General features: G+C 61.6%; 25 protein-coding genes. 10 read left to right on the top strand and 15 right to left on the bottom strand.

Annotated elements, in window-relative coordinates; all coding sequences use genetic code 11:
- Positions 1–16: 16 nt before the first annotated feature.
- From BSG08_RS07430 to BSG08_RS07410, 5 genes are all read right to left on the bottom strand, one after another.
- Positions 17–496, bottom strand: coding sequence for a Rieske 2Fe-2S domain-containing protein (locus BSG08_RS07430; protein WP_175544721.1), 480 nt, complete (start codon positions 494–496; stop codon positions 17–19).
- A gap of 62 nt (positions 497–558) precedes the next feature.
- Positions 559–1,680: a cytochrome-c peroxidase gene (locus tag BSG08_RS07425; RefSeq protein ID WP_093034470.1), complete on the bottom strand. Its 1,122-nt coding sequence runs from the start codon at positions 1,678–1,680 to the stop codon at positions 559–561.
- A 13-nt stretch (positions 1,681–1,693) separates the two neighbouring features.
- Positions 1,694–2,854, bottom strand: coding sequence for a cytochrome-c peroxidase (locus tag BSG08_RS07420; RefSeq protein ID WP_175544720.1), 1,161 nt, complete (start codon positions 2,852–2,854; stop codon positions 1,694–1,696).
- 35 nt (positions 2,855–2,889) lie between these two features.
- Positions 2,890–3,288, bottom strand: coding sequence for a c-type cytochrome (locus BSG08_RS07415; RefSeq protein WP_093034464.1), 399 nt, complete (start codon positions 3,286–3,288; stop codon positions 2,890–2,892).
- Between the two features lie 161 nt (positions 3,289–3,449).
- Positions 3,450–5,651, bottom strand: coding sequence for a hybrid sensor histidine kinase/response regulator (locus tag BSG08_RS07410; protein ID WP_093034461.1), 2,202 nt, complete (start codon positions 5,649–5,651; stop codon positions 3,450–3,452).
- Between the two features lie 75 nt (positions 5,652–5,726).
- On the opposite strand from BSG08_RS07410, the gene BSG08_RS07405 reads away from it, so the two are divergent.
- The 3 genes from BSG08_RS07405 (at position 5,727) to BSG08_RS07395 (ending at position 8,840) form a co-directional block, all read left to right on the top strand.
- Positions 5,727–6,443, top strand: a complete 717-nt coding sequence (locus BSG08_RS07405; RefSeq protein WP_217649880.1) for a response regulator transcription factor — start codon at positions 5,727–5,729, stop codon at positions 6,441–6,443.
- Between the two features lie 356 nt (positions 6,444–6,799).
- A complete protein-coding gene (locus BSG08_RS07400; RefSeq protein ID WP_093034455.1) occupies positions 6,800–7,486 on the top strand; it encodes a 5-formyltetrahydrofolate cyclo-ligase in 687 nt (228 codons plus the stop codon).
- 145 nt (positions 7,487–7,631) lie between these two features.
- Positions 7,632–8,840, top strand: coding sequence for an NnrS family protein (locus BSG08_RS07395; RefSeq protein ID WP_093034452.1), 1,209 nt, complete (start codon positions 7,632–7,634; stop codon positions 8,838–8,840).
- On the opposite strand, the gene BSG08_RS07390 is transcribed toward BSG08_RS07395, so the two are convergent.
- From BSG08_RS07390 to BSG08_RS07375, 4 genes are all read right to left on the bottom strand, one after another.
- Positions 8,795–9,214, bottom strand: a complete 420-nt coding sequence (locus tag BSG08_RS07390) for a hypothetical protein (protein WP_093034449.1) — start codon at positions 9,212–9,214, stop codon at positions 8,795–8,797. The two genes, BSG08_RS07395 and BSG08_RS07390, sit on opposite strands and share 46 nt — an antisense overlap.
- A gap of 192 nt (positions 9,215–9,406) precedes the next feature.
- Positions 9,407–10,387, bottom strand: a complete 981-nt coding sequence (locus BSG08_RS07385) for a type II secretion system F family protein (RefSeq protein WP_093034446.1) — start codon at positions 10,385–10,387, stop codon at positions 9,407–9,409.
- Positions 10,388–10,405: 18 nt separating this feature from the next.
- Positions 10,406–11,356 (bottom strand): type II secretion system F family protein, encoded by a 951-nt coding sequence (locus BSG08_RS07380; RefSeq protein ID WP_175544719.1) that lies wholly within the window; start codon positions 11,354–11,356, stop codon positions 10,406–10,408.
- Position 11,357: 1 nt separating this feature from the next.
- The gene (locus BSG08_RS07375; protein WP_245770623.1) at positions 11,358–12,476 is read right to left on the bottom strand and encodes a TadA family conjugal transfer-associated ATPase; all 1,119 of its coding nucleotides are present in this window, start codon (positions 12,474–12,476) and stop codon (positions 11,358–11,360) included.
- Positions 12,477–12,479: 3 nt separating this feature from the next.
- Between BSG08_RS07375 and BSG08_RS19645 the strand changes: the two genes are divergently transcribed.
- Positions 12,480–12,725: a hypothetical protein gene (locus tag BSG08_RS19645; protein ID WP_245770622.1), complete on the top strand. Its 246-nt coding sequence runs from the start codon at positions 12,480–12,482 to the stop codon at positions 12,723–12,725.
- Between the two features lie 51 nt (positions 12,726–12,776).
- Here the strand turns inward: BSG08_RS19645 and BSG08_RS07370 are convergent, their stop codons facing one another.
- The 6 genes from BSG08_RS07370 to BSG08_RS07345 form a co-directional block, all read right to left on the bottom strand.
- Positions 12,777–13,895: a CpaE/TadZ family protein gene (locus tag BSG08_RS07370; RefSeq protein ID WP_093034437.1), complete on the bottom strand. Its 1,119-nt coding sequence runs from the start codon at positions 13,893–13,895 to the stop codon at positions 12,777–12,779.
- Between the two features lie 49 nt (positions 13,896–13,944).
- Positions 13,945–14,583: a TadE/TadG family type IV pilus assembly protein gene (locus BSG08_RS07365; RefSeq protein WP_093035145.1), complete on the bottom strand. Its 639-nt coding sequence runs from the start codon at positions 14,581–14,583 to the stop codon at positions 13,945–13,947.
- A gap of 2 nt (positions 14,584–14,585) precedes the next feature.
- Positions 14,586–15,086 (bottom strand): TadE/TadG family type IV pilus assembly protein, encoded by a 501-nt coding sequence (locus BSG08_RS07360; protein ID WP_175544718.1) that lies wholly within the window; start codon positions 15,084–15,086, stop codon positions 14,586–14,588.
- A gap of 5 nt (positions 15,087–15,091) precedes the next feature.
- Entirely contained in the window at positions 15,092–16,573 is a 1,482-nt protein-coding gene (locus tag BSG08_RS07355) for a pilus assembly protein TadG-related protein (protein ID WP_093035142.1), read from the bottom strand.
- Between the two features lie 27 nt (positions 16,574–16,600).
- A complete protein-coding gene (cpaB, locus tag BSG08_RS07350; protein ID WP_093034431.1) occupies positions 16,601–17,443 on the bottom strand; it encodes a Flp pilus assembly protein CpaB in 843 nt (280 codons plus the stop codon).
- Between the two features lie 76 nt (positions 17,444–17,519).
- On the bottom strand, positions 17,520–17,711 hold the full coding sequence (locus BSG08_RS07345; RefSeq protein ID WP_093034428.1) for a Flp family type IVb pilin: 192 nt from the start codon (positions 17,709–17,711) through the stop codon (positions 17,520–17,522).
- Between the two features lie 466 nt (positions 17,712–18,177).
- Between BSG08_RS07345 and BSG08_RS07340 the strand changes: the two genes are divergently transcribed.
- The 6 genes from BSG08_RS07340 (at position 18,178) to BSG08_RS07315 (ending at position 23,924) form a co-directional block, all read left to right on the top strand.
- Positions 18,178–19,032: a helix-turn-helix transcriptional regulator gene (locus tag BSG08_RS07340; protein ID WP_093034425.1), complete on the top strand. Its 855-nt coding sequence runs from the start codon at positions 18,178–18,180 to the stop codon at positions 19,030–19,032.
- A 168-nt stretch (positions 19,033–19,200) separates the two neighbouring features.
- Positions 19,201–20,097 carry a LysR family transcriptional regulator gene (locus BSG08_RS07335; RefSeq protein ID WP_175544717.1) on the top strand — a complete coding sequence of 299 codons (897 nt, stop codon included), beginning with the start codon at positions 19,201–19,203 and terminating at the stop codon, positions 20,095–20,097.
- Positions 20,098–20,178: 81 nt separating this feature from the next.
- Positions 20,179–21,027: a putative hydro-lyase gene (locus tag BSG08_RS07330; RefSeq protein ID WP_245770621.1), complete on the top strand. Its 849-nt coding sequence runs from the start codon at positions 20,179–20,181 to the stop codon at positions 21,025–21,027.
- Positions 21,024–22,061 (top strand): TRAP transporter substrate-binding protein, encoded by a 1,038-nt coding sequence (locus BSG08_RS07325; RefSeq protein WP_093034419.1) that lies wholly within the window; start codon positions 21,024–21,026, stop codon positions 22,059–22,061. Before BSG08_RS07330 ends, BSG08_RS07325 begins: the two co-directional genes overlap by 4 nt.
- A gap of 31 nt (positions 22,062–22,092) precedes the next feature.
- Positions 22,093–22,641, top strand: coding sequence for a TRAP transporter small permease subunit (locus tag BSG08_RS07320; protein WP_093034416.1), 549 nt, complete (start codon positions 22,093–22,095; stop codon positions 22,639–22,641).
- Positions 22,638–23,924 carry a TRAP transporter large permease gene (locus tag BSG08_RS07315; RefSeq protein WP_093034413.1) on the top strand — a complete coding sequence of 429 codons (1,287 nt, stop codon included), beginning with the start codon at positions 22,638–22,640 and terminating at the stop codon, positions 23,922–23,924. The genes BSG08_RS07320 and BSG08_RS07315 overlap by 4 nt, the downstream gene beginning before the upstream one ends.
- The last annotated feature ends 3 nt before the right edge of the window (positions 23,925–23,927 follow it).

The following is a 23,927-nucleotide window of genomic DNA, read 5'->3' as shown; positions in this document are numbered from 1 at the left end:
CTCGTTGGATCCTTTCTCAAGCGCCGGTCGGATTGTGGCTGTAGCCGTAGAACAGCCCCATCACGCCCGTTGCGACGATATCGTCGCCGTCAATTTCCAGAACGATCTGCGGCAGACTCTCGACCGCGTGGCCGGACACGATCATGCCATGCTTGGTCAGATCGAAGGTCGACAGATGCAGCGGACAGGGGCCGAGCACCGAATGCTCGGGGCGAAATTCGCTCTCGCCCATATAGCCGCCCATATGCGGGCAAATCGTGTTGAAGGCGACGATGTTGCGCGCCTCGCCCACGCCGCCGCCGGCCTCTTCGTTCAGCATCATCAAGAGATTCTCGATGTCGTCATTGGGATAGGTAAAGGTGATCGCCGTACCCGGCCCGAGGTCCGACAGCTTGCCGATCACCTTGCGGGTATAGGCGGACGAAACCAGTTCCTGCGCCTGCGGTCCGGTGCCATAGGTGGCCAGCACGGTGATGGCCGTGCCACCGAGGATCATGAAATTGCGCCGTGAGAGAGAAGCGCAGCCATGGTCTGCACCTTTGGGTTTGGTTGCCTGGGTCATTTGAGAAACTCCGACCATGTTGCGGTTTCGGGCAATTCGGGGGGGTCGGCGAGCAATGGCTCGTCCATAGACAGCGCTTCGAGAAAGGCGATCAGATCGGCCTTTTCTTCGTCGCTCAGGCCCAGAGGCTGCAGCCCGGCGGTCTGTTCCTCGCCGCCACCCGCGTCGTAGAAATCCACGACATCGGCCAGCGTCCAGAATGTGCCGTTGTGCATGTAGGGTTCGGTCCAGCGCAGTTCGCGCAGGCTCGGCGTGCGGAACTTGCCCTTGTCGCCGGGCCGCTTGGTGACGTGATAGAGGCCCAGATCGTCATCGCCCTTGCGATAGGTCGCCTCATCCATGCCCTTCTGATACAACTCCCATCGGAGCGTGATCTGATAGAGCGGATCCTGCTCGAATTCCGCCGCAGCAGGCACGCCGATGTCGTAGAATTTCTGATCCGAGGCCAGCGCGCCGTTGTGGCAGGAAATGCAGCCCGCCTTGCCGTTGTAGATATCCATGCCCCGCTTGGCCGCGTCGCTCATCGCATCCATGTCACCCGCGAGATAACGGTCGAAAGGCACCTTGGTGGCATCTGTGACGATAGTGCGTTGATATGCGGCGATGGCATCCCAGGCATTCGCTACATGCGGCCATTCGGTGCCGAAAACCTCCTTGAACGCCGCGACATATTCGGGGACAAAACGCAGGCGCATTTCCATCATGGAGCTATCGCCGTTGCCCGCGACGCTACCCCCGGCAGCGGCCGGTGCCTGCGCCTCGAGCGAGCTGGAATTGCCTTCCCAGAACAGCTTGTTGTAATAGGCGGAGTTCAGGATGGTCTGGCTGTTGCGCCAATGCTGCGTGCCGGGATAGCCAAAGCTGATCGCACCCCCGGTACCCCAGCCGAGATCGGGCAGGTGGCAGGCCGAGCAGGGCATCGATCCGTTGCCCGACAATCGTCCGTCCCAGAAGAGTTTTTCGCCCAGCTCGATCTTTTCCGGGGTCATCGGATTGTCGTCAGGAATTGGCGGTGGTGACAGGGTGGCGAGCGTCGGGGCGCTCTCGGCCAAGGCAGGCAGGCTCAGCAAGGCCGAGAGCGCCGTGCTGCCCAGAATGCGGGTGAAGTGACGTGTCATGTCTCGGACCTCCTCAGTTCTTGCCAACGTCGCGCAGGGCGTAATCCGGCAGTTCGGGCGGGGTAACATCGGGCGCATCGCCAGTCAGACTGTCGAGGAAGGCCACAAGATCCGCCACCTCTTCGGGGCTGAGGCCAAGCGGCGCGATCCGCTCGTTGCCAGCATTGTAGAAGGCCACGACATCGCTCAGTGTCCCAAACACGCCCGAATGCATGTAGGGTGCCGTATGGCCCACATCCCAGAGCGAGGGGGTGACGAATTTGCCGATGTCGGCCTCGTCCTTGGTCACGACATAATGCCCCACATCCTCGCGCAGGTTCATGTAGTTGGGCGTGCCCATGGTCGCGAAGTGGCGCAGCATGGTGATCTGGCGTGCGGCGGTCGCATCATCTGGTGCGGCGGCGGTGTGGCCAGCATGCTCTGCCGCCTGACCAGGGGCATCCCCCAGGAGTGCCGGGTGATCGGGCGCGCCGATGGCATGCAGTCCGCCGTCCGACAGCATTTCGCCCGAATGGCAGGAGATGCAGCCCGCCTTGCCTTCGAAGAGAGCGAGGCCGCGTTTGGCCGCGTCGGAGATTGCCGCGTCATCGCCTTTCAGATAGGCGTCAAACGGTGCGTTCTGCGTGCGGATCGTCTTGAGGTATTCGCCAATCGCGCCATAGATGCGTCCGCCATAGGGTTCGGCCCCATAGGCTGCCTCGAACATCTCCATATATTCCGGCACCTGTTTCAGCCGCTCCTGTGCAAGGCGGCTGTCCATGTTCATTGTATGCGCCTCGGTCAGCATATCGCGCACCAGCGTGCCGAGATCGGACCCGTCAAGCCGCCCGTCCCACATCAGGAAGTTGCGGTTGGCCACATTGAAAAGGCCGGGTGCGTTACGGAAATAGAGCAGATCGCCATAGGCATGTGACATCGGCTCGCCGGTGCCCCAGCCTTTTTCCGGATCGTGACAGGAGGCGCAGGAATGACCCGTGTCGCCCGACAGGCGGCTGTCGAAGAACAGCATCCTGCCCAGGTCGGCGCGCGCCTGGTTGATTTCCCCCGGTTCCGGCAGGGGCGCAAGGGGCGCAGCCTCTTGTGCCGGGGCGAGGGGCGCGGCGACGGTCAGGGCCAGGGCGGAAATGCCCGCAACGAGCGTTGCGATCCGCGATGGTCGGGTTGTTCGTGTCATCGAATCCTCCATTCTTGGAAAATCGGTCGAGCAGGTCAGTTGCGCGTGCCGTCAGGGTTGAATCCGGCCAGGAAGGCGATCACGTCGGCGATATCTTCATCCTTGCGAAGGCCCGGAAACTTCATCTTGTTGCCTGGCAGGGTGCCAGCCGGATCGGCGAGAAACGCGGCGAGTGTCGTTTCATCCCACACGAGGTCGCTGTCGGTCATGGGGCTGGAATAGGCAAAGCCCTCCGCTGTGCCCGCAGGTCGGCCAATGATCCCGTTGAGCGTCGGGCCGGCGCGATTTTTGGCATTCTCCCCAACCTGATGACAGGCCTTGCACTTGTTGAAGACCTTTTCACCGGCCTCGGCATCGCCTGCGGATGCAGGGGCCACCACGCTGAGCGACAGCGCGCTTATGACAACGGCGGATATGGGTATAAGTCTGGGCATGCGGCCTCCGGTCCTGATGTCCTGCCAGAGCGCGATCTGACCGCTTTGAGGGTCGGTTTTCCGTTCCTGGCTCAGGGCGGAAGTTATTCAAACGCGCACGCACGGTTGTTGCGGGCGCTGTGACGCGATGTGAAAAATTGTGACGAAATGTGACCGCTGCATCAAGCGGCGCGGCTCGCGTCCAGCATGCGGCGCACATGGCGCGCCAGGTCCAGCGGATCGAGCGGCTTGGCCAGCACCTCGGTCGGCCCACCGGGCAGGATGACATCCGTGGGCGTAAACCCGGTGCAGAGGATCACCGGCAGGTCGGGTCGTAGCGCGCGCATGGCGCGGGCCATCTCGATTCCGTTCATCTCGGGCATGATCACGTCCGAGATCAGCAGGCTGTGGCGCGCCGGGGTTTTCTCGAAACGATCCAGCGCGATACGGGCCGATGTATAGGCCTCGACCTGATAGCCCATGCGTATGAGGCCGCGCCTGAGCGTCGCGGCGACCTCGGTCTGATCGTCGACGATGAGCAGGCTCTCATGTCCGCGCTCGGGTGCGGGGCTGGCTGCGGATTGCGCGGCCTGGGCCGCAGCCGCCCCCGGCATCAGGATGCGGAACCGCGTGCCATTGCCCGGCGCACTCTCCACGGTAACGCGCCCGCCGATGTCCTGCACCAGCCCCTGCACCACGCAGAGGCCCAACCCGGTGCCTCTGCCAAGCGGCTTGGTCGTATAGAAGGCATCGAAGATACGCGCGGCAGTTTCGTCGGACATTCCGATCCCCGTATCCTCGACCGTAAGCTCGGTCCAGCCTTGGGTGCGCGTCGACAGCCCCTCGGGCGTGTCGGCAAGGGCGCGGGCCGTGATGCGGATATGCCCGTCGGCATCGCCGATCGCTTCGGCGGCGTTGGTGCAAAGGTTCATCAGGATCTGGTGCAGATGGGTCGGATCGGCAAGCACGGTGACCGGCACACAGTCCTTGACGCCCTCGATCCGGATGGTCGGCGGGATCGCCGCACGCAGCAGCCGTTCGACCTCTGCCATCACGATGCAGAGATCGGTTGCGACCGGCGTGCCGGGTTCGCGGCGGGCAAAGCCCAGAAGCTGGCGCACCAGCGCCTGCGCGCGCCGCGCGGCGATGTCGATCTGTTCCACTTCCTGCGCCAGATCGCTGCCGGGATCCGCATCGAGCGACGCCAGATGCGTCGAGCCGAGGATCGCCGTCAGGATATTGTTGAAATCATGCGCGATACCACCCGCCAGAAGGCCGACCGCCTCGATCTTTTGCGCGCGGACCATTTGTTCTCGGACCTGACGTTTCTCGGTGATGTCCTCGCCGATGCCGACATAGCTGTGAATGCTGCCATCCTCGGCGCGCAGGGGCAGGATGGTGCTGTCCACCCAATAGCTGCCCCCATCCCGGCGGCGGTTGTGCAGCACACCGCGCCAGATCTCGCCGCGTTCGAGTGTTTTGCGCAGATCGGCATGAACATTGTCGGATGTCTCGCCGGATCGCAGAAGTCTTGGCGTGCGACCGATGATTTCCGCGCGGGTCCAGCCCGAGACGTCCTCGAACCGCCGGTTGACATATTGGATGCGCTCGGACGTATCGGTAATCAGGATCGTGGCCGGGCTTTGCTCGACCGCCTGCGCGAGGCGCTGTTCGGACCGTTCCAGTGTCCGGCGTGCCCCCAGCTCTTGCGTGAGCCGCAGATTGGCGGCACGCATGTCCCGGATCAGCACGCCGATCAGAACGGCGATGGTCAGCGCTGCCGCCGCCAGCAGGACCATGGCCAGGAAACCATAGCCGATCAGCATCTCGCCGCGCGTGACGGCAGCGATGATCCGTGCAGTGCTGCGCGCGCGGCTGTCCATCCAGAGTATTTCCAGATTGCGCAGTGCGAGAACCGCCTCCGTGTCATCGACCCTGACCAGCCGGTCGGTGCGTTCGGCGGGCCAGTTGCCCGCTACCGCGCGGTCGGCGATGCCGAGGCGCGCGCGGTATTCCCCGATGGTGACGCGAATCGTCTCGAGCGCGCGACGCTCGACGTCGGGTAGCGGCTCGGACAGATAGCTTGCCATCACCGCATCGAACTGGGTGATTTGATCGAGCATGCGCGTGCGATAGCTCTCATCCTTGCGGATCACATAGTTCTTGAAGTTGTGGATGATCCCGCCATAGCCCAGATAGCCGCGCAGGGAACTGATCCAGACGCCTTTCTTTTCAGGGTCTTCGGCGTAATCCGTCCAGCTTTTGGCGATGTCGTTGAACTGCGCCCGCGTCTGTGCCCCGAGATAAATCCCGGTCGTGACCGTGACCAGAACGAGCAACGCCGCCGCCGTGGCGATTTTGTAGGTGCGTTTGATCGAGGTCATGGTTGCCCTTTCACCGGGTCTTTACAATCGCCCCATTGATTTTCTGTTGCAACAGATTGTGCGGGGATGCACCGAATGACCGAGCGAATACTTGTGGTGGATGACGACCGTCAGATGACGGGTTTTCTTGAGCGTTTTCTGACCAAGCAGGGTTTCGAGGTGCATGCCGTGGGGTCGGCTACGCGGATGGGGCTGGCGATGGAGCATAGTGGCTATGACCTTGTGCTGCTTGATGTGGGGCTACCCGATATCGACGGGTTCGAGGTGACGCGCGAATTGCGCCGCTCGTCGCGCTTGCCGATCATCCTGCTCACCGCACGCGAGGACGTGTTTGACAAGATCATCGGGTTGGAGTTGGGGGCCGATGATTATGTCTCCAAACCGTTCGAGCCGCGCGAGTTGCTGGCGCGCATCCGGTCGGTCCTGCGTCGATCGAGGGCGATGGGTGCGCCGCATGATGCCTTGCCTGAAGTGCGCATGCTACGCTTCATGGGCTTTGTCCTCGATCTGCCGCGGCGGCAGCTTTCGGGGCCTGATGATCGTGAGGTTGCGCTGACGGGCATGGAATTCAGCCTGCTGAAGGTGCTTGCTGAAAACGCCGGTGCGGTGGTCAGTCGGGATAGGATCATGCAAACCGTCTATGGCAATGCGATCACCGTGACGGATCGCGCCATCGACGCTCATGTCGCCCGGTTGCGCAAAAAGATCCTGCCATGTGCCGGGAGCGAGTCGCTGATCCGCACGGTGCATGGCGCGGGTTACAGTCTTGCCGTGCAGGTCTGTGCCGAATAGCGCCTGACGAGGATTCCATGTGGCAAGCGACCGAGGCCGGCTGGAAACGCCGTCCCGGGAGAGGCGGGGCATGCCAGCCTTGTGTGTCAGTACGCACTGCCCGTGATCGGTGAAGCAGGTGAGGCGCAAGGTCGCAATCCGGATTTGGTATTTGCAATGCGCAATGTTACAGGTTAATCGGTAAATAAAATACCTATTCATTCGATCCCGGTTGAGTCGCCGACAAGGAAAAAGGGGCCCATGGAGCACACTGCCGAAGCCAACATCCCACAGGCGAGGGAGGCGCTGATCGACGCTATCGCGGCGCATGTCATGGCGGACGGCGATGGCCTTGCCCCGCGGTTCGGGTCCGGGACATGAGCAAGCGCGGAACATATGCGTCGCCACCCTGCCTGGCGCATGAGGTCGATCCCGCCTATCACGATCCGCTGGCCGTCGATCCGGATCAGGCGCGCGATGTGGCGCGATGGCGGCGGGCGGAACGGACACGGCTGGCTGGGCTGAGGGACGCCCTTGGTCAGTCCGGGCGGGCGCGGGTCGGGGAGGATGTCATGCGGCACCTGGGGGCGATGCTCACGACGCGCGCCAAGTTACATGGAACGATCCTGTCCGGCTATTGGCCGATCAAGGGCGAACCCGATCTGCGCCCGCTGTTGTCCGGACTGCACCGCGCCGGTGTCACGATTGCGCTGCCGGTGGTCGAAACACGCGCGGCGCCGCTGGTGTTTCGCCGCTGGACGCCCGAGATGCGCATGATCCGTGGCGACTGGAACATTCCCGTGCCCTCACCCGAGGCCGAGGTGCTAAGTCCTGATGTCGTTCTGGCGCCCTGTCTGGGCTGGGACGCCGGGTGTTACCGGCTTGGCTGGGGCGGGGGATATTTCGACCGCACGCTGGCGGTGCTGAACCCGCGTCCGTTTGCCATCGGTATCGCGCTGGCGGCGGCGCAGATGTCCACGATCTATCCGCAGCCGCATGACATCCCCCTCGACATGATCGTGACCGAGGCGGGCGTTCTTGCCGAAAGGGAAGGCCGGAGATGAGCATTGACGCTGGCATCGCATCCGGGTCGTCCCTGTCAGGTATTGGCCTGTGGCGTGGTTCAGTAATGGTTTCGATCACGAGAGCGCGGGCTATCGTCGGATCGCGGTGACTGCGCCTGCTTGACGGTCTGGAAAGGTGTGAGAGATGGCATCCACAACTGCCGAACAGATGCGGGCCTGGACGGGACCCGCGATCCTGACCTACGGGTTTCGTCCGTTTTTCCTGGGCGCAGCCGTCTGGGCCGCGTTTGCCATGGCGCTGTGGGTTCTGATGTTGTCGGGTTATGCCGCAGTGCCGACCGCCTTTGATCCGGTGTCGTGGCATGCGCATGAATTTCTCTATGGCTATCTTGGCGCGGTAGTTGCGGGGTTTCTGCTGACCGCGGTGCCGAACTGGACCGGGCGACTGCCCATCGTGGGCTGGCGGCTGGGAGCGCTTGCGGGGTTGTGGCTTGCGGGGCGGCTGGCGGTGGCGGTGTCGGCGGCGTTGCCGCCTCTGCTGGTTGCGACGGTCGATCTGGCCTTTCCGCTGGTTCTGGCAGCGGTTCTCGGGCGAGAGATCGTGGCTGGCAGGAACTGGCGCAACCTGATCGTGCTGGGCATGCTTGGCGTGTTTACGATAGGCAACGGGCTATTCCACCGGGAGGCCGCGCAGGGCCTTTATGCCGCTCAGGGTGCGGGGCTGAGGCTGGGGCTTGGTGCGGGGATGATGATGATCGCTGTCATCGGGGGGCGGATCGTGCCGTCGTTCACGCGCAACTGGCTGGTCAAAAATAATGATGTGGTCCTTCCGGCGCAACCCATGCAGGGTTTCGACAAGTTCACATTGCTATCGCTGTTACTGCCGCTGCTCTTGTGGGTCGTGCAGCCCGTGCATGTCGTGACTGGTGCGGCACTGGCACTTTCGGGAGGGCTGCATCTTGTGCGTCTTGCCCGCTGGGCGGGACACCGGACCCTGGCAGAGCCGCTGGTGACGGTCCTGCATGTCGGTTATGTTTTCCTGTCCTTGGGCGCGCTGGCGCTGGGGATCGAGATTCTGTTTCCCGGCAGCTTTGGCATGGCGGCGGCGCAGCATCTGTGGATGGGCGGGGCGGTCGGACTGATGACGCTGGCGGTGATGACGCGCGCCACCCTTGGCCATACCGGGCAGCCGCTGAGCGCCGGGGCGGGAACGGTGGCGATTTATGTCGCACTCGTGCTGGCGGTTATGGCGCGGATCGCCGCAGGATTCTGGCCGGGTGGAGCGGCGCTGTTGCACGCGGTCAGCGGCCTGTTCTGGATCGTGACCTTTGGGGGCTATGCAATGCTTTATGGTCCGCTCCTGCTACGCCTGTCTGCGGCCAGACGGCTCTGAGGCGGGCGCTCGGGCGGGGGGACTGCGCTGGCATTGTTTGGCGTCGTCGCCTGGCCGACTCCGGCAACGCGGCTTGCCAGTTCCTGACTGGCCAGCATCGCGGGGAACCATGTGATGCCCATGGTCCACATGAAGCGCACCTTGCCGTCGATCACCCAGCGGTCGACGTTGAGCGGTTTCTTGCGCCGTCCGGGGTATTTTTCCGGGCTGAGCCAGCCCTTGCCGTTCCTGATTCCGTATTCCACGCCCATCGTGCGGTGCGGGGTGACGAAGATCATCTGCTTGCCCGGATTGTCGCCGCCCATCATCCACTCGGTGAAGAGCACCGTCTTGGTCTCGTAGGGATCGACGCCCGACAGATGCACCTCAGGCATCCTTGACGCTGTAGTCCGGCAAACGGTCGAGCGCGTCCTTCAGGGTCTGACTCTCTGCCCTCGACTTCAGAGTTCATCGGGGAAACGGAGGTCTTTTCACAAGCCGGTTAATGGTGCTCCGGTGATGAGTTTTGAGTCGCAAAACAAGCTGTCCAGAGCATCGTCCTGTGCTGACTCATCAAGGTGCCTCATTCAATTGAATGTCGAAATGTAGCGCAGAACTACCGGACCGATGGTTACAATGAGGAGTGATGGCATCATAAGACTGGCCATAACCGCCGACATGTAGACCGGCAGTTTATTGGCCTTCTCCTGCGCACGGATTTCGCGGCGTTGGCGCATGTCGGCCGAATAGGCAAGTAGTGCCTGCCCCATACTGGTGCCGAAGCGCATTGATTGAAGAACAACATTAACGAAAGCAAATGCCTCTTCAATCCCGAGACGTTCGGCCATGTCTTGATATGCGGCATCACGGTCGCGCCCGGCGAGGATCTCGCGCTGAGCAGTGTCAAACTCATAACTCAGATCCGGGGCGGCCACACTCAATTCCGTGGCCACACGCGACAGGGCCGCATCGAAGCCAAGGCCAGACTCAACCGATACCTGCAGCAGATCGAGCGCATTTGGAAAGTTTTGTTCGATACGCTCGCGCCGTTCGGTGGCACGGGCCGAAAGCCAGATGGCGGGACCGTAGAAACCGATAAGTATCATGATACCGAGACCGATCATCATCTGACGGGGTCCGATCTTGCTCAGTTGAATGTCAATGCTTGAGGGTATCGGAAGTTGGTCGCGCATCAATATCATGGCAGCCAGGGCCGCAGGCAGTAGCAGTCCGATGCCTACGCGGATCATGTAATATTTGATCACGGCATTCGGGCCGGTAAATCCCGCATGCGCCAGATCACGACGAACCTTCGCGCGTTCGCGCCTTTTGGTTGGCAGGAATGCCTTTGCGATCGAGGAAGGATCTGACTCGGGTGCAACAAAAAGGCCGGCTGTGGCATCACCAGCCGCGCTCATGCGTTGCAAAGTGCGCGCACCGGCACGTTCCCGGAAAGTCATTACCAGGCTCAGGAAGACCAGAAATGCGCCGAGGAAAACGCCAGCCGCGATCAACATTTGCGGCTCGACCCCTGTGGTTTCGGAAATTCGTGTAAAGATGTTGAACATGGGAAACTCCCGGGGATGCTAGAACTTGAAATTGACAAGCTTGAACAGCACGAGCGCGTTCAGCGCGATGAGCGTCAAGGCCGTGAACGCGAGCGGTATGAAGAGCGGATCGCCCACTACGCCCCCATAATATTCCGGCGTGATAATCGAATTCAGGCCAACCATGAGGAAGGGGATACAAGACAGGATTACCGCCGATACACGTCCCTCGGCTGACATGGCCTTTATCTTGCGTCGTGTCATGGCGCGACCGCGCATGACCTGCGAGAGCACCGTCAGGATGCGCCCAAGGTTGCCGCCCGTTCCATGCTGAATGGCGATGCTTGCGGCGAGGTAGCGAAAATCTTCGGTTGGAACACGTTCGGCAAGTTTGCGCACCGCGACGACCATTTCATCGCCATAGCTTATCTGGTCGACAAGAATGCCGAACTCTGTGCCGATCGGATCGGGCATGGTTTCGGCAACGGTGGCGATCGAGGTGTTCAGTGGATGCCCCGCCCTGAGGCCCCGAGCCATGAGATCGAGCGCATCAGGTAGCTGCGCCGACAGTTTCTGACGCCGCGCATCGCGGATTGACATCATGATGAGAAGAGGCAGCAGCACGAACAACGAAAGCGCAGTTACTATAGCCGGAATCAGGCCAATCAACTGAAGGAGCATTGCGGTAAGTGCGGCCGCGCAAAGCAATGCCACGACCACATAAAGTGCCGGTGATCGGCTTAGACCGACAGAGGTCATCAAAGCGGCCAATGAGCCTCCTTCGCCAGCTTGCCGGGGTGCGAGCGCCGAGAGTCGCTCGGCTACATCGGTGCCGGCTGCGACCATCCTCATCCGGCGTGAGCGCGCCTCGGTGTTCGTTTCGCGCCGTGAGAGAAGTTGGCGCATTCCCTCGATCAGCAACAGCGCACCCAGGAAAACACCCACAAATAAAAGCCAACCGGGATCAACTCGGGAAAGAATATCAGTCATCTTACCGGTCTCCGTTTTGGTAAGCATCAGAGGCGATGTCGATTCCGGCCGCCGCCAGACGTTCCGCAGATTTCGGGCGAATTCCGGTTGCAACGAATTCGCCCAGAACCTCACCGGTTTCTGACCGGCCCCGTTGACGGAAGACAAAGATGTCCTGCATTGTGATGACATCGCCCTCCATACCTGTAACTTCGGTGATCGACATGATGCGGCGGCGGCCATCGGCCATCCGGGCGAGTTGCAACACCACCTCAAGGCCCGACGAAATCTGGCGGCGCACTGCAGACAGGGGCATTTCACCGCCTATCATGGACACCATCTGTTCAAGCCGCGCCAGCGCATCGCGCGCGTTATTGGCATGGATCGTGGTCATCGAGCCATCATGACCGGTGTTCATCGCCTGAAGCATGTCAAAGGCCTCCGATCCGCGAACTTCGCCAACGATGATCCGGTCAGGGCGCATCCGCAGCGCATTGCGCACCAGATCGCGTTGCGTGACAGCGGGCGTACCCTCGGCGGTTGCGGGCCGTGTTTCAAGCCGCACGACATGATCCTGTTTTAGCTGAAGTTCGGCGGCATCCTCGATGGTGACGACCCTGTGAGCGGGATCAATGAATGCAGACAGTGCATTGAGCATGGTCGTCTTGCCCGATCCGGTACCGCCGGAGATCAGGATGTTGAGTCGCGCCTCAACCAGACCGCGCAAGAGCTGAACCGAACCCGGCGTCAGCGTGCCTATCTGCAACAAGCGATCAAGCGTAAGCGGATCGCGAGAAAACTTGCGGATCGACAGCGTCGGCCCATCAATGGCGCAGGGACGGATAATTGCATTGACCCGGCTGCCATCCTCAAGTCGGGCATCGACCCAAGGCTGGCTTTCATCCACACGGCGGCCCACGCGGCTGACGATCTTGTCGATAATGCGCATCAGGTGACGTTCGTCGCGGAACTGAACCGGCACACGTTCGAGTCGCCCGTTCCGTTCGACGTAGACATTGTTGTACGAGTTCACCAGCACATCGGCGACCTGCGGATCAGCGAGGATCGGTTCGAGCGGACCGAGGCCCAACACCTCGTCCAGAATTTCCTCGGTCAGCCGTTCCGTATCATCGGCCCGCATGGGATGGTTCTCGCTGGCAAGAAACTCGACCACAAGCGCACCAATCTCGCGATGGAGTTCGGAGCGCTCAATTCGATCGAGCACAGAAAGATTCAGACGACCGAGCAATTCCTCGTGAAGGCGCGACTTGAGATCAAGATGGGCGCGCAGGGCGTTGTCAATTTCAAAATGGGCCTCCACGGGCACCACGTTGTTCGAAACCTGTGCCTCGCGTTGGGATTGTATGGCCGTGGCAACTGCGCCGCTTGAATGCGTGTGTGCCTCTGGTTTCCGGAGAACAAAATCCTTGAACATCTGGTGTTACCTTTGCATTTCTTGTTGTGGCATTGCGCGGTCCAGTGACTGTGCGATCCTGCGCACAGCCCGCGACCACGCAGAGCGAGGAGCGAATGTGATCATCGGTTCACCCCGATCGAGCGCGAGGCGGGCGTTCCGGGCTTCGTCAGGCAGCCAGTACGACAGGGGTGCGCCGATGGCATCGGCAGCCTGACGATGCAGCTTGCTCTGAAAGATCGGCTTGTGCTCACGCGAAACCACGGATTCGACGACAAGGTTCGGTGCATCTTCGCGTAGAATATTGAGCATCCGGCGTGCACTGGTGACGGAGGTGACGGCCAGATTGGTGACCATCAACAGACGTGTGGCCCGTGAAAGCAGGGGTTCGATCCAGGTAACCAATGCCGGTGGCATATCGATTATGACAACGTCGTTATCGGCCATCAGTACGTCTATGATCGCGGCGATGCGCGGACCATCGAGCGCCTCTAGCGGAATAGGATTCGCCGGGGCCGCCAACACCTTTAGTCCGCTTTCATGTGCAATCAGCGCGCTGCGCACGGCCTGGGCATCGGGGTGGCGGGGCAGTTGCAGAAGTTTCAGCAACCCGCCCCGATCAACAAGGTCAAGACTGGTGGCCACGGTTCCGAATTGAACATCGAAATCGACCAGCACCACCTTTTTGCGTTCTCGGGACAGACGCGAGACGCGCTTGCTTCTCATCTCCAGCGCAAGGTTTACCGCAAGCGATGTCGCGCCGATTCCGCCGCGCGCACGGGCCACGAGGATCAGGCAGCCGGGGGCGGGAGTCCAGCGAACAGGCAATAAACGTTCATGAGCCCCCTCGTCGACCGCTGTATCGGTTTTAGCCTTATCGGCCTGGTCGTGAAGCGGCCTGATATCGCCTTCGGCAAGCGGTTCTTGATCCTCGACCGGCTGGGGTTGCGGGTCGGTGCCGCGCGCCAGAGGCGTAACGGCGCTGCCATTGCGCTTTGAGCGGCTCTGATCAACTGCGCGACGGCGGTGTTCATCCAGTAATCTGGCAGAATCTGGCAGAACAAGCGGAGTTGGCCCAGCCGTTGCCAGAGCGGGTCCGCCACCCGAGGCGGTACCCGGAGAACTGTAAAGATTGTTTGCTGCCATGTTACATGTTCCTTTAATTTAATTGTTCAATGCGTCGGGTCATTCGTGTCTATCCGTCCATCCCCTGTGCGAGATCTTCGCCGGGAAGCGATACGCTCATCCCCGGCATGGGGATATCGGCACCTAGTGCGGTGGTATTTCCGGTCAGCGGCGTTAGCATCCGCCCCAATTGCGAAATGAAAACAAAATCGACATTGATGAATTCGACCGTGACCATCGGGATGTAAGGTCCGCCGAGGAACCCAAGATCAGGGTCGAACGAATAACTGAAACGCAGATTGTCGGCTTGAGTGCCCGGTGGCATCAGCGGTCGGATCGCCTGCAAGATTTCGACAGAGGTTGCGTTCGTGTCGTTACCCTGGCAGGTGAAGGTGCCTGGATCGGCACAGACGCCCGTCCCCAGCCGGCACATGGAACCAAATGTCGTGGACCCTGTCGCGGTTCCCCGCACGTTTTGTGTCGGCACACCTGGGCAAACGGGTGGGCGGACCGCGGCGAGGCGGGCGGCGATCTGCGTGGCCTTGTTGGCGGCGACCCAGGCATTCGCGAGGCGGCCGAAATCAATGATCGCAAAGAGCAGGAACAGAAACAGCAGGATGACCAGGGAATATTCGACCAGCCCTGCACCGGATTGATCCGAGCGGAAACGGCGAACCTCGTGGCATGCGGCGCGGATATGACGGGTCATGTTCATAGGCCGTGCACCCTTGCCTGTTCTTGCACCGCGGTCGTGATCGTCCCCCATCCTGCGCCACCAATCAGCGTCAAGATGCCGGTAAATGGCATCTCCATGCTGAGATCGGCCGTGACGGTTGCGACCGGAACGACGGGTTGGCGCAGGTTGAGGCTGTTGACGCAATCAAGCGTGGCCGACAGGCCCGTGATGCTGATACCGGGAGGTGCGATACCGTCGCCGTCGATCGTGCTGTTGACGATAGTGAGAAGGCGAGGTTCAAAAGTCGCAATCGCCGGACCAGAGTCACAGATATCGCCGGGCGCTATGCGGGCCAGATATCGCGTGGCGTCGCGAACCCCGGCAATGGTCGCCTGATAGGACCAGAACAACCGCATGGTATCAATCAATCCATAGGACATAACCAGGATCAGCGGCAGGCTGATACCGAATTCGACCAGCGCCGCGCCGTGTTCGGCGCGTCTGAAGGTGCGAATTTTTTCAAGGATCGCGCGCATGCCCATCACCGGTACAACTGAATGAAGTCGCGATGCACACCAGTCAGCGCACCCGAGCCGACACCACCGGCGCTGCCGACCACCTCGACCATGATTTCCGCGTCGTCGCCACCGCCGGGCGCCAGCACCGGTTCGGTCATGAACAGCTCGACGAATTCCAGTGGCACCACGTTCTGCGTGCTGCCCTGGATGCTGTTCGCGCTGCAGTCCACCGCGGCGGCAACGACGTTGCGCCGGTTGACATCGGGGGATGGTCCGAGCGTATGGCACATCACCTCGCCGGTCTCGTCCATGCCCGGCAGCGGTACGCCACCGTTCGATTGGGCGACGGCGACTTCCGCCAGATAGATCTCGTAGCGCGAACTGGTCGGACCGGTGCCCGCTGGGTAGACCCCGCCGTGATTCTGGGCGACATAGGCCGAACGGTCCCAGTTGCCGTCACCAAAGCGACCGCAGGTTTCGCAATCAATGATAGTGTCACGCGGCAGCGGCATGGTGTTGATTTCGCCATCGGCGTATGTGAGCACGTTGTTGCCACGGCACACTCCGCCATTGGGCAGCGTACCCTGAACGGTATTGGGCGCAGGCCGATAGGCGGGGTTGGTCTTGCGTTGCTGCATCGACCCTTGGAAAGTATCGAAGCGGGTGTTGAAGGCCTCGGCTAGGCCCTGCCGTTGGCCGGGCAGCGTATTGACGCCGGCATCGGTGCGCACGCAGCCCGTGATCGCTTCATCGGCCCCGACGAGGCAGCGATAAAGCTGCGCGCCGTTCAGCCCCGCGCAAGGGCCGGCCGGATCGACCTCCAGTATGGTCGGATCGAGAAAGCCGAAATTTCCCGGCCCCCAGGCCGCGCCCTGTCCGCCCGCGCGCAGCTTGATCTGGTCGCCTACATTTGCGTCGGCTTTCCAGGAGCTGTCGGGGACGCAGAACATCAAGGGTGTGATGTCGCAGGCCCAGGATGTAATCCCGGCGGTTGCCGAGGCCCCAATGTCGGATGACAAATTCTCCCCGCCAACCAGTGCGGCATTTACCGCCGCAAAGAGCGTCATCACGGTACGGTCGGTCACATCGACACGGACAAAACGCGCCTGCGCCCCGTCGTTTGTTGTGTCGGTTGCGGCAACGTTATCGGCGGCGGGAAGGGATCGCAGGAATGTCAGAGTGAAATCGCCCGCGCCAAGCGCCTGGGCGCCGGTCGCATAGGTCTGCGCATCAGAAATCAGCCCGTTCGCGGCGACCGTGGCCCGGGTGATGGCATCGGGACGGCCATCCAACTCTCCGGCGGCCGCCAGCGCGACCTGATCGGCGAAGGATTGCATCTCTGATTGCGTGCTCGCGACCCGGCCCAGGTCGAAGGCCAGCGCCATGAACCCGAAGGCAACCGCCAGAAACATTCCCCATAGAATAAGGACGGATCCCTCTTCGCCCCGCAGGAACCGGGCCGGACGCGCGGGGCAGATGGCTGGATCGGTTGCGGGGCAGGGCATGATCATTCTCCGTTCGGGTTGGCAGGATCAGTCGCGCAGGGTAACTTCCGCGGCATCGACACCGCGGCGTTCGATGATCGTGTGTCGGCTCGGGGCCGCCGGGGCCGCCGGGGCTGCCTCCGGTGCCGGTTCGGGCTCGGCGATGGGTTCCTCCGGCACCAGGTCGCTGAGGCGCAGCCGTTCCAGCGGCGCGCCATCATCGCCACCGCCATCGCCATTGCGCAACGCCAGGCTCAGCGTTCCGGCCCGCTGGGCGAGCGCGATCACCTGCCCCTGTTCGGCGGTCACCTCGACCGTCACGGTCGCGGCCACATCGGGGCTGTTGCTCGTCTCGTCGGATTTCTGATCAACGCCGACCACACGGATGTTGCGCAGGATCGTGTCGGTCATAAGTTCGTCGCCGCGACCACGGGTCAGCAGCAGATCGACATGATCGCCCGGCGTCACGAAACCGCCCACGGCGGTGACCGCGTCGACCTTGATGGCCATCGCGCGGGTTCCGGGTGACAGAGATTGAACGATGGTGACCTTTTCGCCAAAATCGGAAATCTTGCTGGCAAGCAAAACTTCGCCGGCGACCAATGGGCGGATTGCGCGCCGGGGCTGGCCTCCCGTTTCAGGCAACAGTGCCGCACGGTCGATAAAGGCACCGGGGGGGACCGCGTCGCTGGGCCAGGCCTGCGACGACAGCATATGGGGTAGAATTTCTTCGCCGCGACGGATCTCGACGGCTGCGGTCAGAACCTGAACGAGTTCGGGTTTGACCGTGGCGTCGGCCCGCGACGCGGCCAGCATTTCGCGCGCCAGTTGGGCGGACCCGCCAGCTACGCCAAGACCGACAAGGGCCAGGATAATCGAGGAAATGCGCATGGTCGTGCTCCGGGGTCAGAGGGAGGGGCGACCGCCGGGGGGAGGGCCCCCGGCGGTCGGAAGAGTGTGGAGAAGATCAGGGAGTGGTGGCGGCGGCACGCACCGCCTGCGTGGCGGCTGCAGCGTCGGTGAACTGTGCTTCCGTGTCTGTCGAAATAGTGATCAGAGCAGCGGTCCCCACCAGAATGACGACCAGCAGGGCGACACCGTATTCGACCAGGGCAGCACCGCTTTCGTCGCGGACAAACTTGTTAAGAAGAGCTTTCATATCGGTAATCCTATCCTTGAGTTGTGTAATACCACGGGCGGCAGACCCGAGGCCCCGCAGCCAGAGGGCGGCGGTTAACCAAAGATTAGTATTGGACAGGATGGCCCCGCATCGTTCAAACCGATGAGAAAAAGCGCCCTAGGGGAGATTTGTGGCGGAAAATAATCAACCTAGACACGAATATCCTGCGCGAATTCAACGATTCGACGCAGTTCACCACACAGTGATTCGCAATCTGTCCGATCACGTTGTGCGACAATTGTGGCGTAATAAAGAAACAATCAGGGCGTATCTGCCGCAATCTCTATTCCCGCGACACGTTTTCGCCCCAATGTTTGACTGCGATGCCCCAACGGCGCAAACTGATCTGTATCGGCGGGGGAATTGCAGGTGCCGTTTATAGTTTGAGGCATTCAAAGTTTTCTCTCGTCATTCTGTGTGTTGGTCATTTTTTGGATTTTTTACCATGACGATTGCAACGTTTGTTCACAAGGGCGGGGGACAGCCTACAACCATTATTCAGGCGGCAGATTTTCTTGTCCGTTGGGCGGAGTGCCTGCATGGCTCGGGAAATCTGCGCGACACACTGGCTTTGTTTGCCGAGCTGACCGGCTCTCGTGTCGTTAACCTGTCCCGTTTCGATCCTGAAACCGGACGTCAGCGCACGATTACCTGTTTCGATCTGGATGCACGCGAAGGTAAACGCCCGCTGACCAAAGGTATGGCGCCGTCGATCCTGCGGGGTCATGGCGCGTATGCCCGGCCAGGAACCATCTGGACCCTGGGCGAAAAGGACCGCGTGCAACGGACCGAGCTGGATAACCGCAGCCAGAGATGGATGGAGGACCGGGGGTTTGGCGAAGTTGTCGTCATACCAATGGGACGGGATGGCACGGACATTGACGCAATTGAATTCTATCGCGCCGAGCCGCTTGAAGATACGAATGATCCGATCCTCAAATGGCTGGCGTCTTCGGCCGCCGAAGTCTGGGGCCGACGCCGCAAGGGCCGTATAGCACGACTGCTGCGGTCGGTCCCGGCAATTACCGAGCGGCTCCAATCCCCGGACCCTGATGAGCCGGTCGATATACTGTCATCGGAAAATCCCTGCCGCCTGACCGCCGCCGAAACCCGCATCTGCATTCTGATACAAGCCGGTTTTGCATTGAATGAGATGGGTTTAAAGATCGGCATTGCCGAAGCTACCGTCCGGTCACATCTACGCAGCATTTACGCAAAAACCGGAGCGGCGGGCCAGATAGGTCTGGTGCGCATGCTGCTGGATATCGACCAACAAGTGCATCAAGCGATAAAGGCCTGATACCGGTCTCATGCCCGAAAATCGTGGCCGACCAGACGCGGGATCGCGGGATGCCGTAGCGAGGTGCGCGTTAGCGCCGAGCAACGCGGTGTTGTCAGGCACCTGATAGTCACCTAGCGTTTGCCTGAAGACTGTGAACCGGCTTGCGGTTGCAAAGGACTTTCAGGCATGTCGCGGATGAACCTCGAACAGATCAGGACGTTTCTCGCGGTCGTCCGTCTGGGCGGCGTCAGCAAGGCGGCGCAGGTGCTTAATCTGACGCAGCCCGCCGTGACCACGCGGATCCGAAATCTGGAACAGTCGCTCGGCGCCGATCTGTTCGACCGGACGGGCAGCGGGATGAGATTGACCAAGCGCGGGGAGTTGTTACTGAAATACGCGGAGCAGTTCGAACAGCTTGGCGAGCTGGTGCAGAAGGACGTGATCGAGCCGGAGGGCACCGAGGGCCGTCTGCGGCTGGGTGTTTCTGAGACGATCGCGCAGTGCTGGCTGCCCGAGTTCATCGCGCGACTGCATCAGATCTATCCAAGGCTGGAGATAGAGATCAATGTTGATATCTCGATGAACCTGCGTGCCGGGTTACTGGACCGGGAAATCGACCTGGCGATTCTGCTGGGTCCGGTTTCGGATCATGCGGTCGACAATATCGAGTTGCCCGGTTTCGATCTGGCGTGGTATCAGGCCCCCGGTTCTGATCATGGCGGTGGCGCGTCGGCGGGTTATTTCTCGCGCCCGGTCATCACCTATGCACGCAATACCCGGCCTTACCGGGAGCTGAAATCCGAACTCTTCCGGCGCGTCGGCCCAGGTATTGCGCTTTTCCCTTCGTCCTCGCTGTCGGCGTGTTTTCGTCTGGTCGAGGCCGGGCTGGGCGTCGCTGCCTTGCCGCGTGCCCTGGGGGCTGCCTATGTCGAAAGCGGGCGCATCGCGGAGTTCGACCCGGGCTGGCATCCCGAACCGCTGCGGTTCTCGGCCTCCTACATGGGCGAACCCCGAAGCCACATGATCATCACGGCCGCACAAACCGCGTTGAGGGTTGCGTTGGAGCACGAGGAGCATAGATGATTTTTATGTCCGAGTAAAAGTTTATTCAATTTGATTTTATAACCCCCGCCGGTGATGTTGTTGCAAGGGGAGGGGCGCGAATTGCCTACCACGTATGATCAACTCAGGAATGCAGATACCACGCAGTTGCGCGCGGCGATCCGGGGCGGGGATTATGCGGGACACACCGCCGGGTTAGGACGTGGATTTCTGCAGGCCAATGTGGTAATCATGCCCGAGCGTTTCGCGCTTGATTTCATGCGGTATTGCCAGCGCAACCCCAGACCCTGTCCGTTGACCGGCGTGTCGGACAAGGGCGATCCGCGCATGACGACGCTGGGGCGCGATATCGACATCCGCACCGATGTGCCTGCCTACAACATCTATCGCGACGGGCAGTTCAGCGAGACCCGCAGGGACATCAGCGCGCTCTGGAGCGACGATATGGTGGCGTTTGCGCTTGGGTGTTCATTCACCTTCGAACATGCCCTGCAGCGGGCGGGCATCGCGCTATGGCATATCGACAACAACACGACCGTGCCGATGTTCCGGTCCAGCCTCGAAACGGTCGCGGCGGGTCCGTTCTCGGGGCGGATGGTCGTGAGCATGCGCGCCATTCCCGAGAATCAGGTGAAGCGGGTGCGCGACATCTCGCGCCGCTATCCTCTGGCGCATGGCGCGCCGATCCATGCGGGGGATCCCGCAGAGATCGGTATTCGCGACATTGCGCGCCCCGACTGGGGGGATCCCGCACCGGTGGAGCCGGGTCATGTCCCGGTCTTCTGGGCGTGCGGGGTCACCCCCCAGGTGGCCGTCGAACAGGCGCGCTTGCCGCTCTGCATGACGCACAAGCCCGGACATATGCTGGTCACCGATATCGCCGAGGACGCCGAGGTGCCGGTTTTGCCGCCTCTAACGAATACTGAAACCAACAGGGAGATCATGAGATGAAACAGATGCTCAGCACCGCCGCCATCGCGGCGCTTGCCGCCACACCGCTTGCGGCACAGGACCTTTCGGTGGTCGGAAGCTGGTCCGGCCTGCCGTTGCACAAGGAATTCGAGCGACCGTTCTGGACCGAAACGCTGCCCGCGGCGTCGAACGGCGCGATCTCGGTCTCGATGACCACTCATGGCGAGATGAACCTTGGGGTGGCGGATGTCTACCGCCTGCTGGGTCAAGGGGTCTATGACGTGGCGATGACCGTGGCAGATTATGCCGTGGCTGATGCGCCCGCGCTGGAGGGGCTGGATGTGCCGCTCGTCGCGCTGTCCGCCGACGAGGCCCGCGCCATGGTCGAGGCGGCGCGCCCGATGGTCGAGGATATCTATCGCGACACATTCAACAGTCACGTTCTGGCCATTGCGCCCTATCCGCCGCAGGTGGTGTTCTGCAATGCCGAAGTCACGGAATTGGCTGATCTGGAGGGCCTCAAGGTCCGTGCGTCCGGGCGGATGACCGCCAAGTTTCTCGAAGCGCTTGGCGCCGAGGGTGTCAATGTCAGCTTTGCCGAAGTGCCCGGCGCGTTGCAGAAGGGCGTGGTCGACTGTGCCGTGACCGGTGCCGGTTCAGGCTATAGCGCGGGCTGGTGGGAGGTGTCCACGCATCTCATGCCAATCCCTCTCGGGGGCTGGGATTCGGTGGTGACCGCGATCAATCTCGACAAGTGGAACAGTCTTGACGAGGCCACGCAGGCGCTCATCACCTCCGAGATCAGGACCGGGTTCGAGGATGCCGCCTGGACCGTGGCACAGGATGCGCTGGTCGAGGATATCGCCTGCCTGACCGGCAATGGCGAGTGCCCCGCAGGCGAGGCGCGGTCGATGACACTGGTCGAGGTTTCCGAGGCTGATTTCCAGAAGGCGCGCGACATTCTGGTGAGCAAGGTGCTGCCGGACTGGGCACAACGGGCAGGCGGCGACTGGGCCGAGCGCTGGAACGCCTCGGTGGGCGAGGTGGTCGGCGTGACCATCGCCACCAACTAAGCGTTGTCACGCCTTGTGAAGGGGATTCCCGATGCCCGATAGCCTGCTTGTGATGTTGCGACGCCTTAACCGGCTGGTGGCCGTGCTGGTCGGGGTGATGTTGCTTGCCTGCGCGGCGGTGGTGTTGTCGGATATACTGCTGCGGCAGGCGGGGTCCTCTTTCGGTGGCACGGACGAGATCAGCGGCTATGCCATGGCGATCGCTACGTCGTGGGGGATGGGATTTGCCCTGCTGGAACTGGCCCATGTGCGCATCGACCTGTTGCGCAGCAGGGTGAACAGTCTGGGGCGGGCACTCTTCGATCTCTTCTCGATGCTCGTGCTGAGTGCGACGGTGTCGCTGATCGCGCTCAGGTGCTGGCCGGTTCTGGAGCGCTCGCTGTCGATGTCTTCGCGCGCCAACACGCCGCTGGAAACGCCGCTCTGGATAGTGCAGCTGCCGTGGTTCTCCGGATGGATATGGTTCGCGCTGATGGCGTGGCTCACCTTTCTCGCGGCGCTTGTGCTTGTGCTGCGTGGCCGGTTCGACGCCTCGGAAGCCGCAATCGGAGTCTTTGGCGAAGAGGAGATTCTGAAATGATCGTCTCGATCTCGGTCGGGCTGCTGGCGCTGCTGAGCCTTTCTATTCCGGTCGGAATCGTGCTGTTTCTGCTGGGGTTCGGTGTGGATCTGTTCCTCAGCCCCTTTCCGCTCATCCGGGGTCTGGGCAACATGGTCTGGTCCACCTCGGACAATGCCACGCTGATCGCAATTCCGTTCTTTGTCCTGCTGGGCGAGGTTCTGGTGCGCAGCGGGGTGGCGGCGCGCACCTATGCGGCACTTGACCGCTGGATTTCGTGGCTGCCCGGCGGGCTGATCCATGCGAATGTGGCGACAGCAACCATGTTCTCGGCCACCTCCGGCTCTTCCGTGGCGACCGCTGCGACGGTCGCCACGGTGGCCATGCCGCAGGCCGAGAAGCTGGGGTATGATCCGCGGCTCTTTTCCGGCGCCATCGCGGCGGGCGGCACCCTGGGGATCATGATCCCGCCGTCGATCAACCTGATCGTCTATGGCTTTCTCACGCAGACCTCGATCCCGCAGCTTTTCCTTGCGGGGCTGGTGCCGGGGATCGGACTTGCCGTCGGGTTCATCGTGATCACCGCAATCATCTGCATGATCCGCCCCGAACTGGGCGGTGAGCGGCGTGTCTTTCCGCTGGCCGAGATGATGTCTGCGCTGGTGAACCTGATCCCGATCATCCTGCTGTTCACGGTCATCATCGGCACCATCTACAAGGGGTGGGCCACGCCCACGGAGGCGGCCGCCGTCGGCGTCGCAGGGGCGTTCGTCATCGCCGCTGTCTTTGGCGGAGTGTCGCTGGCGATGGTGACAGAGAGCATTCTGGGCACGGTCAAGATCACCTCGATGATCATGCTGGTGGTGCTGGGGGCGTCGTTTCTCAATTTCACGCTGGCCTCCGCGGGTCTGGGCAACGAGCTGCGCGTCTTTCTCGACGGTCTGGGTCTGTCGCCGCTGATGACGATCCTTGTCATCGTGGGCATCTACATCGTGCTTGGGTTTTTCATCGAGACCCTGTCGCTGATGGTGGTGACGATCCCGATCATCGTGCCGCTGGTGGTTCAGATGGGCTATGATCCGATCTGGTTCGGTATCCTGATGATTGTGCTGATCGAAATGGCGCTGATCACACCGCCGGTAGGATTGAACCTTTATGTCGTGCAGGGCGCGCGCAAGGGAGGCAAGATGAGCGAGGTGATGCTGGGCGCTATTCCCTACGTGATCGCCATGCTGCTGATGGCCATGGCGCTGATCGCCTTTCCGCAGATTGCGCTTTATCTTCCCGGTGCCGTGCAGAACTGATAT

Origin of the sequence: Roseovarius azorensis, from assembly GCF_900109455.1 — a bacterium.
Taxonomy (GTDB): domain Bacteria; phylum Pseudomonadota; class Alphaproteobacteria; order Rhodobacterales; family Rhodobacteraceae; genus Roseovarius; species Roseovarius azorensis.
This window is presented reverse-complemented; position numbering and strand designations above follow the sequence as displayed.